The following is a 9,806-nucleotide window of genomic DNA, read 5'->3' as shown; positions in this document are numbered from 1 at the left end:
CCCGCAGTAATTCATTGACTGCCTTCAGTTTAATTTCTTTTGAGAACATAATAAAACCCCAATCATTGGATTTCTCCAACGATTGGGGTTCAGTTCAACTAAGGATAGACGATTTTTTGATTTGAACGGAAATTGATGAGTTCTGGCGCGCGTCAAAAAATAATATTCGTTTAGTAGCAGAATACGACGACTTATACCACAGCTCATTTTTTTATGCTTTTGCTTTTAAAGCGAGATAATGGAAAACCAGTTGGCAATACGTCATGTTGGCCCATGAGAACCATTCACGCGTGTATTGCGCGGGATTATCGACATGGACACCTTCGTGACATTGCAAGGTCCCATTGTCAGTCGCGGCGATTAAGTCGATCTGAGCGGTGACGGCCGCTAAATTAGTGGTCGTTAACCCAACCATCGCTAATGCAATTGGCCAGACGTGGTGTGGCGGCGTATGCGGACTACCGATTCCCGCCAAGAATTGACCGGCATAGAAGTAAGGATTAGCCGGACTTAAAATAAAGCCCCGTGTTTGCTGATAAAGCGGTTCGTCAATTGAACAATAACCTAGAAAGGGTGCGGAAAGCAGGCTTGGGACGTTGGCATCGTCCATTAAATTGACGTGGCCTAAGCCATCAACTTCATAGGCCCAGATTGGGTCAGCGGTTGGCGTTGGACGGACCACTGCGAAATCGGCAATCCCTGTTTCGATTTGTTCTTTTAAAGTCGTCATTGCACCGACTAATTCAGGCTGATCGATGTTTTCAGCGCCAATCAGGGCCAATAATTCGGTGATGACTACGACGATATACATATTGCCAGGGACTAAATAACCGTATTGGCAAGCGTCATCACTTGGTCGAAAACCACTCCAAACCATTCCGGTGTACCCAATAGGCGCGCCATGACCTTCGTGACTTAAAGTGTCGGATGGCGGACAATCAGGTCGGTTGAAGACGTAATCGGAAGTCTCATGGTGTTGTTCGCGAATGAACGTTGCCATAATCAGAGCAACGGTTTGCCAGAATTCAGGGGTTAAATGCTCAGTCGTGCCACTGGTTTGATATAACTGAGCGGCTAAATGAAGTGGTGCGCAGAGTGAATCAATTTCGAATTTACGTTCCCAGACTAAATCAGAAATCGGAATATTTGAACTATCCGTCGTATAGTGGGCCCCAGAAGCGGTCTGATTAAACGCATTAGCGTAAGGATCATGTCGGACATAGGCCAGTTGCTGATTCAAAACACCTTGAATTAACGTTTTAACTTGCGGCACCGTCTGGATCAATTGGAGATAGGGTAGTACTTGGAAGGTTGAATCGCGGAGCCACATGGCTGGAATATCGCCCGTTGCGACGAAAATATCGGTCGTATTTTGTGGTGTGACGGTGTGCGTGACCGTGTCGATTAAGGCGTTTTTAAATAATTCAGTTGCTTTATTAGAATGCAGTTGCACTTGATCGGCTGCCTGTTGAATCTCAGCAATTAACTGTGCTTGGTTAAACATAATGTTCCTCCTAAGCTCGGGGTTGAATGGGATAGATGCCGTAGGTCCGAATTTCACCGGGGCCAAAAGTAGTTAAATCGTAATCCGACGGACTAGTGGCTAATGTGGCTTGGACTTGCCCGCGTAAATCGAGTTCAGCAATGCGGCAATTTTGGTGTAATTCAAGGCTACCAGGTAACGTGATGGCTTGGTCCGTCGGATTATACAAGCGTAATTCAAAACCAGTGCCGTCAATGGTTTGCATGAAACTACTAAACGTCACTTGGAGATCATTGACTGCGAGGATTGGTGCGTGCTTAATCGCCGTTGCAGTTGGATTCATCATGAAATATTGAAGTGGCGTTGTAAAACGATTGATCGTTTGATTTTGATAGGCTAAGTCGGATTGACTCAACAACAAATGTGCTTGTTGAAGCGCGGTTGGTTGAAAGTCAGGTGTGACAACTAGCGCGCCACCAAAGGTTAATTGACCGGTCAGTTGGCTATCCGGTGTCGCAACGACTTTAGTTTGTAAACCAGAAGCGTCAGATGGCCGCCGTTTTAAATCTGGGCGACCGAGATAACCGACCCCCCGGAAGAGCGTGATCGCTAATTGATCGAATTGGTCGCCAATTAATTGGAAATCTTTCATCCCGTTAGTTAAGAATGACCAACTGATTTCCTGATTGTGCGTGTTGGCAAAATGAATCATCGGGCGCATGCTAGTTGGTTCTTCGTGATATCCGATTGCTTGCCAATCTTTCAAATGTGGATCTTCAACGGGACGCTGAATCGTCCCAAATGGGGTGTCAGCAAACGAATCCGTCGCTTGAATGCCGGTGTGTAGCACTAGACGCATCCGGTGATCGAGCACTTGATTATCAAGCGTCAGATTGAAGCCGATGCTTTCAGAATCTTGCTTCAGAACTAATTCGAGTTGATAAGCGACTTGACCGGACCGCAATTGTTGTTGGCGTTCAGCTAAATTAGCGGGTAATTGCCAAGTGCCATTTAAGCGTAGTCGACTAATCAGTTGGCCTTGTTCGAAGTGGCTGTGGTCTGCTTGTGTGAAATCAAGCGTCAGTAGCCAATCGGTAAAAGCGGGTGAAAAGTCGTAAGTATCGCCTTCATCACCACCATCTTCTAAGGTTAAGAAGTTGTCATAACGTTGATTAGTGGCTTTTACCAACAATTCCAATTGACCGTCAGTTGCGCTGATGGCATAAAAGCGATTATCAATCGTGTCGGTTGTCTTTAGAACGGGCATCGTAGCGGTTGAAGTCGGTTGGAGTTGATAACCACACCAATCAGTGGCGCCAATCTTAGTTTGAAGCGCAATTTTAGTCACGTAGTAGTAGTCATCCGTCATTTCAGCCGGATTGCGGCGTAAGGTGGCGGCATTTTCTTGTTCCTGTGAGAGCACTTCGAATGCAACCAGCTGACCGGTTAAGTCACAGACGTTAAAATGAGCGGTCTTAGTTGAAACGGTCAATTCACGGACTTCATTAATCGCCATTGGCAGTGGATTCCAAGCGAATAAATCAATCGGTTGATCGTTATTGATGGAAATACTGAGCTTGCGTAATAGGTAGTCTTTTAATGAATAAGCAAGTTGGTGCGCAGTTACCCCACGTTGATAAATATCCTGATTGGTCTTGTCACTGTTACAGCCACCAGAACTATCATGGGCTTGACCACGGGCGATGGTTTGCCAAATTTCATCGATTAAACCTTGTTTGCTCTCAATCCCTTGATGGGCAGCAAGCGCCATTAACGGTTCGATTTGATAAGTCATCTCACGTTCTAATTGGTCGTATAATTGTTTTAAATCGTAACGGGATGAATAAATCCCGCGGTGAATTTTTGAATCAGAAGGATCGATAAATTCACCCGAAAAAGCGGGTAGATTAGTTTCTTGCGCCAAAGCGTCGAAGAAGGCGGGATAGTTACTCTCAATAATTGAATCGTTGGTATCGATGGCGTCGTTGGCTTGGTTTAAACGCGTTTTGAGATTGAAATCAATCGCGCGTTGATCACCGCCGACGGGGAGTACTTGGTTGGTGGCCGTTGTATGGGTAGCAATCCGCGTTAATAGCGCAGGAACGTCATCTTTTTCGATTAAGTCGACACCAGCGTAGTAACCATTTTTAATGTTGGCCGCAATCACTTGGGAACCATCATTACTGTCCCAATAGAAGTAACGCGCATCGTTATCGCTCGGGAAGCCACGCCAGAAAACGGTGCTGTTGATGCCTACGCCGTTATAAATTTTCGGCATATCTTGACCCTGACCGAAAGAATCGGGTAAGTAACCGACTTTCATGACGCCACCGAGGGCATCACCAAGGCGCATGCCGAGTTTTAGGTTCCGGACGATTGATTCACCAGAAGTCACCATTTCATCGATTTGCGTGTACCACGGACCGATAAATAGGCGCCCCGCTGTTACGAATTGGCGAAGTACGGATTCCTTTTCTGGAAAAGCAGTTAAATAATCATCAATGATCGATAATTGACCATCTAATAAATAATAATCAAGTTGATTGTCAGTTAGTGCTGCGAAAACATCGTCCATGTGAAAGGCGAATTGAACGCGCGCTTCTTGACGGGTAAAGTACCATTCAAAATCCCAATGGGTATGCGCAATTGCGTGAATTTTAGTCAATTTAAAACACTCCTTCTCTCAATGCAATTAAAACAATTATGCAGCTAATGCCTTAGCCGCTTCAGCACGTTCGTGACGTTGGTTTAGAATCACGAATGGTGCGTATAAGAAGACGTCTAAAATAACGAGCACTAAGGTTAAGATGACCGGGCTAAAGTGAAAGGCGCCAAGGACCCAAGTACTGATGAAAATCGGTTCATTCCCAGAATTTAAAACGACGAGTGGAACAACCCAACCGATAGAAGTCACAACGTAGGCAATGACGGCATTCGTAATAGGGACGATAATCCAAGGAATGAACATTAATGGATTTAAGACGATTGGTAACCCGAAGATGACGGGTTCGTTAATCCCGAAACAGCCTGGGACTAGTGCGAGTTTGGCGACTTCTCGTTCTTTTTCACCTTTGTGGGTGAAAATTAACATCGCGATGATTAAGCCGAAGGTGGCGCCTGAACCACCAATCATAGCGTAAACGTTGGTCATTGTATTAGGCGCAATTGAAATATCAGCGAAACTTTGTGTTTTTGCAAATTGGGCAACGTCTTGTAAGAATAATGGTAACCAGAAAGCTGAAACCACGCCCCAAACAATATTGAAGCCGTGTAAACCGAGGAACCAGAGAATTTGTTCTAATAGAATAACGATAATAATGGCTGGAAGACCAGTGCCGACCGTTAACATTGGTTTGATCAACACTTCAGAAATCATTTGGATTAATGACACATAACCTAATGATTGAATGATAATTCGGATGACCCCGAAAACCAAGAGGACTTCAGAAATGGGAATTAATGAGAAAAATGAATCGAAAACGTTTTGGGGGACGTTACCTGGCATTTTAATCGTGAACTTACTACGAGCAAAGCGTGCGAATAAGGAAACGGCAATCATCCCAACAATTAGCGCCGTAAACATACCTTCATAACTGAAAAACGAAGTCGCGAAACCTTCAATGACTTTGGCCTTACTGTCTAAGTAATTAATATTATTAGGCACCATGATGAAGTAGGCAGCCAGTGCTAATAATGTGGCAATAAAAGGATTCATGCTGTCATTGCGTTTATCTTTTTTTAATTCAGTTGCGTAAGAATAAGCGGATGACAAGACGACGATTAAAGCGACAATGCCAAGGGTTGCGGTACCAAGATAACCAAATAGATTACTGGTATTCGTTAACCAAACGTTGTGAATATCCTTGGCTTTGATTAAAGCATCAATCTGCATTTTAATCAGATTAGAGAATGAACCAACAACCGTAAATGGGATGGTTCGAACGAAGGCATTTTTAACGGCTTGTAAAATGGTATTTTGTTCCACCCAAGCAGAAACCTTCAAAAGGGGTTCTTGTAGCTTATCGACATTAAATTTCATAATAACAACTCCTTGTTTGTTTTGAGAAGCGCTTTCAACAAACCTAATTATAGTCAAAAAAATATATTTGTAAACACTTTATTTGTATATAGATATATACAAATTATAAAATAAGCGTTAAAATGAATATACAAATTAACTAAACGAGGTAGACAAATGTATCGCTATCGAGAAATTTATTCAGATATTAAGCGGGATATATTAACCAATCATTATCGGGCCGGTACTTTGTTGCCGACGCAAGAAATTTTAACCGAAAAATATGCGGTTTCAAGATTAACTTTAAAAAAAGCACTCAATTTATTAGCGGATGAAGGTTTGATTTCAAGTAAACAGGGTTCAGGGACTTATGTTCGACCTAGAATGGATAACCAAACAGGTGAGTTATTACCATTGGATATTCCGATTGGGGTCACTTATTCACATCGTGATCAGAAGATTAGCAGCCAGGTGCTGTATTTTAACGCGCGCCTCCCGAACGCTAAAGAACAACAGAACTTACAGATTGAAGCGAGCCAACCGGTTTACGAAATCAAACGAGTCCGGCTAGTCAATGACCAGAAATATAGCTACGAACATACGATTATGCCTGTGACGATTGCGCCGTTGGATGAAACGATTCTACAAGGTTCGGTGTACGATTATTTAGGGACCTACGCCAAGATTCAACTGACCGATGCCCGCCGAGTGGTTTATGCGGAAGGCGCTGATCAAGAAACGGCTTCAGCGCTCGACCTTGCAGTGGGCGCGCCCACTTTTGCGATTGAACAAATTGCTTATGATCAAAAAGGCCGGGCGTTTGAATATTCAGTTTCTCGGTTTACCAGTGAACGTAGTAAGTTTGTCTTAGATATTCATTTGAACCGTTTATATTAAAAAAATGACCATCCGCAAAACTTGGCGGATGGTCATTTTTTAATGTTTAAACTGTTTGTATTGCGCTTCGAGGATTGAACTATCGAGAATGTGGCCTTTGATGGCGTCGGTTAATTGGTTGAGATAAAAGCCATCGGTTAATGCTAAAGTTGTGTCTAGCGCGTAAACTTTGAGTGTATAGTTATGATCACGATTCGGCGGCGTCATGCCACCGTAATGGGCGGATAATTCGGCTGGCTGATGATCAGTCACGGGGCTGTGCCAAGTGTTGACCCCTTGCACGAAATCGGTCGCTTGTTGGCTCGTATTTTCAAGCACATCGGTCGTGGTTAAATTAGCGAGCGTCCAATGAATCCACGGGAAACCTTGGGTGACTTCGTAGGCATCTAAATCATAAAAAATCGCCGCAAAACTAACAGTGTCAGTGGGCGCTTCGTGAATCGTAAACGGAATCGAATAGGTCGGCATGCCGTTTTCATTAATTAAGTCGCCATTGCCACCATAAATGGGCTTATAATAGCCATTTTCAATACCAGTACTCGTTATTTTCATCGTTGTAACCTCATTCTGATTAAATTTTAGTCCAATCGTCAATCGAACGACCATCGTTATCGAGGAGTTCCAGCCAACTATTGGTGCCACCAAAATACAAAAAGAGCCCTAATTCGTTGACACTTTTGAAAATAATGTCAGTCGTGGTCTGGTAGTTTTGAATAGCATCGGCGTATTCGGTCCGTAATTGGGTGCCCATCTTAGCGGCAAAGCCAAGTGATCCGTCTTTATTCAAAGGGACTTCTGGCATTAAATGGGCACCGGCTTGTAATAATAGTTCATTGCGCTTTTGCCAAATGGCGGTGCCGGTTGCTTGGCGGGTATTAATCTGAAAAGGAATCTCACTAACGGCCTTCGTCCAACGATGGCGGGTCTTAGCCGGTGCTTTGGTTGGCTTTGCGTCTGCCGGTTGTTGAACACTTATTCCAAAACGGGTCAGGATCAGTAATATTTGGGCCATTACTGGTTGTAAACTGGCGCGATAATTGCTCGGAATTTGAACGACAGGTTGTGTCGTGATTAAATGGGGCAGTTCTTCGGTTAATAATTGAGCGAGTAGCGTAAGTTGTTCGGTCCAGTCCGGATCAGTAAAAGTGATTAGTGTTTGTTGTTCGGTGAGTACTGGTAGCGGATTTGAACTAGTCAGTACCCCAATGTTAGTCAGTCGTTGGTGAGTTGCTATGAGCCATAAACCATTTGCCAGTGACTGGCTTGCGGGTAGTTTTTCCGCAATTGTGATGAGCGATTGTTGGTTGTAGTGAATTTCAGTCTGGTCAGGGGACAAGGTAACTTTTAAATTAAGCATTATCGTGAACCTCCTCAAGAGAATATACTTCCATTAAACACTAATTAAACCAGACTGTCAGCTGCGGACCATTAATTTGAACAATTATCGGATCAGTTCGTTTAAGAACACCATTTTTTGGTATGATAGGAGTAGCGATTGATGAGGAACTAGGAGAAAATATGCAACCACAAACCGTTTTAAAAGAAAAATTTGGATATGATCAATTTAGACAAGGCCAATCAGAAGTGATTGAGTCTGTTTTAGCGGGCGATAATGTGTTAGCCATCATGCCAACGGGTGGGGGCAAATCACTCTGTTATCAAATTCCGGCCTTAATATTGCCCGGGTTAACTTTGGTAATCTCACCGTTAATTTCATTGATGAAAGACCAAGTGGATGCCTTAAATGAAAATGGAATCGCTGCGACGTTTATCAATAGTACGTTGGATTATTTCGAAGTTCAAGAACGCTTAAATCAAGCTGCACAAGGCGCCGTTAAGCTATTGTACGTTTCACCTGAACGGTTAGATTCTGAACAATTTCTGAGCGATTTAGCGGGCTTGAAGATTGATTTGATTGCGATTGATGAAGCCCATTGTATTTCGCAATGGGGCCATGATTTTCGGCCCAGTTACTTGCGCTTAACGGACACGATTCAAAGGGTTCAAAGTCAACCAACGATTATTGCATTGACGGCTACTGCGACCTCGCAAGTGGCGACGGATATTATGCAACGCTTAAGTATTCAACGGGAAGTTAAAACCGGTTTTTCACGAGAAAATTTAGCGTTTCAAGTGGTTAAGAATCAAAATAGCGATCGTTATTTACTCGACTATTTAAAGATTAACCGGCAAAAGGCTGGGATTATTTATGCTAGTACCCGCAAAGAAGTCGAACGGCTGACTAAGTTAATCGAAAAGGCAAAACTGCCGGTCGCGATGTATCACGGTGGACTAAACGAAATGGTTCGTCGCCAGAATCAAGAAGATTTCTTGTACGATCGCAAACCAATCATGGTCGCAACCAATGCCTTTGGGATGGGGATTGATAAGAGTAATGTGCGCTTTGTCGTGCACGCGCAGATTCCCGGTAGTTTAGAAGCTTATTACCAAGAAGCGGGGCGGGCCGGTCGTGATGGGTTACCAAGTGAAGCCATTTTATTATTTAGACAAAATGACGTCCAAATTCAACATTTCTTTATCGATCAATCCGAAATGGATGAGGAACATAAGCAGCGTGAATATGCAAAACTACAAGAAATGACCCAATACGCTAGTACTCAGCAATGTTTGCAACAATACATCGTGAATTATTTCGATGATCACTGTGAACCTTGCGGGCGATGTAGCAATTGTTTGGATACTCGCGAGGAACAAGATATCACGATTGAAGCGCAAAAAGTATTGTCGTGTGTTAAACGAATGGATCAACGATTTGGTAAAGTCTTAGTGGCACAAGTCTTAACCGGTTCGAAAAATCAAAAAATCATGCAATTTCGATTTGATGAATTACCCACTTACGGCCTATTACGGGGGGATTCACAAAAAGAAGTCAGTGGTTTAATTGATTATTTGGTGGCCTCCGGATTTTTACAGCCTTCAAGCGGTCAGTTTCCGGTGCTCCAACTAACAGCTGAGGGTGTCGCAGTCTTGAAAGGCCAAACGGCGGTGACCCGTAAAATGGCCGTCAAAGTTCAAAAAACATTACCTGAAGATAATGAATTATTCGAACGTTTACGGGAATTACGTCGTGATTTAGCCGAAGAACAGGGTGTGCCACCGTTTGTGATTTTTTCGGATAAAACGTTGTATTCGATGTGCGAGTTAATGCCTACTTCCTTAACCGAAATGTTAGATGTCAAAGGGGTTGGCGAAAGCAAATTGGAAAAATATGGCGACTTATTCTTAGACGTTTTAAACGAGGCGGTATAGCCTGGGAAATAATCCGGCTTTAAATTGGCCATAAAAATAGCGGGTCTATACTTTCTGGTGTTGGTAGAAATATTCTACCGACACCTTTTTTGTCTTTTCGCAAAAAAATAAACATCTTAACGATGTCTTCGTGTACGA

At 43.3% G+C, this 9,806-nt stretch carries 7 protein-coding genes; 2 read left to right on the top strand and 5 right to left on the bottom strand.

What is annotated here, in order from left to right; translation table 11 throughout:
• Nucleotides 1–211: 211 nt before the first annotated feature.
• Genes LFUMFP_RS09570 through LFUMFP_RS09560 form a run of 3 tightly spaced genes read right to left on the bottom strand, consistent with a single transcriptional unit; the run spans nucleotide 212 to nucleotide 5,522 of the window.
• Nucleotides 212–1,504, bottom strand: coding sequence for a glycoside hydrolase family 125 protein (locus tag LFUMFP_RS09570; protein WP_025083086.1), 1,293 nt, complete (start codon nucleotides 1,502–1,504; stop codon nucleotides 212–214).
• A gap of 10 nt (nucleotides 1,505–1,514) precedes the next feature.
• A complete protein-coding gene (locus tag LFUMFP_RS09565) occupies nucleotides 1,515–4,148 on the bottom strand; it encodes a glycoside hydrolase family 38 N-terminal domain-containing protein (RefSeq protein WP_056950730.1) in 2,634 nt (877 codons plus the stop codon).
• A gap of 36 nt (nucleotides 4,149–4,184) precedes the next feature.
• Nucleotides 4,185–5,522, bottom strand: coding sequence for a PTS sugar transporter subunit IIC (locus tag LFUMFP_RS09560; protein ID WP_025083087.1), 1,338 nt, complete (start codon nucleotides 5,520–5,522; stop codon nucleotides 4,185–4,187).
• 156 nt (nucleotides 5,523–5,678) lie between these two features.
• Here LFUMFP_RS09560 and LFUMFP_RS09555 point away from each other — a divergent pair, with 156 nt between their 5' ends.
• Nucleotides 5,679–6,398 (top strand): GntR family transcriptional regulator, encoded by a 720-nt coding sequence (locus tag LFUMFP_RS09555; RefSeq protein WP_025083088.1) that lies wholly within the window; start codon nucleotides 5,679–5,681, stop codon nucleotides 6,396–6,398.
• A 39-nt stretch (nucleotides 6,399–6,437) separates the two neighbouring features.
• Here the strand turns inward: LFUMFP_RS09555 and LFUMFP_RS09550 are convergent, their stop codons facing one another.
• Both LFUMFP_RS09550 and LFUMFP_RS09545 read right to left on the bottom strand, forming a co-directional pair.
• Nucleotides 6,438–6,950 carry a YbhB/YbcL family Raf kinase inhibitor-like protein gene (locus tag LFUMFP_RS09550; RefSeq protein WP_025083089.1) on the bottom strand — a complete coding sequence of 171 codons (513 nt, stop codon included), beginning with the start codon at nucleotides 6,948–6,950 and terminating at the stop codon, nucleotides 6,438–6,440.
• Between the two features lie 19 nt (nucleotides 6,951–6,969).
• Entirely contained in the window at nucleotides 6,970–7,755 is a 786-nt protein-coding gene (locus LFUMFP_RS09545; RefSeq protein ID WP_106483557.1) for a hypothetical protein, read from the bottom strand.
• 161 nt (nucleotides 7,756–7,916) lie between these two features.
• Between LFUMFP_RS09545 and recQ the strand changes: the two genes are divergently transcribed.
• Nucleotides 7,917–9,668, top strand: coding sequence for a DNA helicase RecQ (gene recQ, locus LFUMFP_RS09540; RefSeq protein WP_025083091.1), 1,752 nt, complete (start codon nucleotides 7,917–7,919; stop codon nucleotides 9,666–9,668).
• The last annotated feature ends 138 nt before the right edge of the window (nucleotides 9,669–9,806 follow it).

Source organism: Latilactobacillus fuchuensis (genome assembly GCF_900258455.1).
Taxonomy (GTDB): Bacteria; Bacillota; Bacilli; order Lactobacillales; family Lactobacillaceae; genus Latilactobacillus; species Latilactobacillus fuchuensis.
This window is presented reverse-complemented; position numbering and strand designations above follow the sequence as displayed.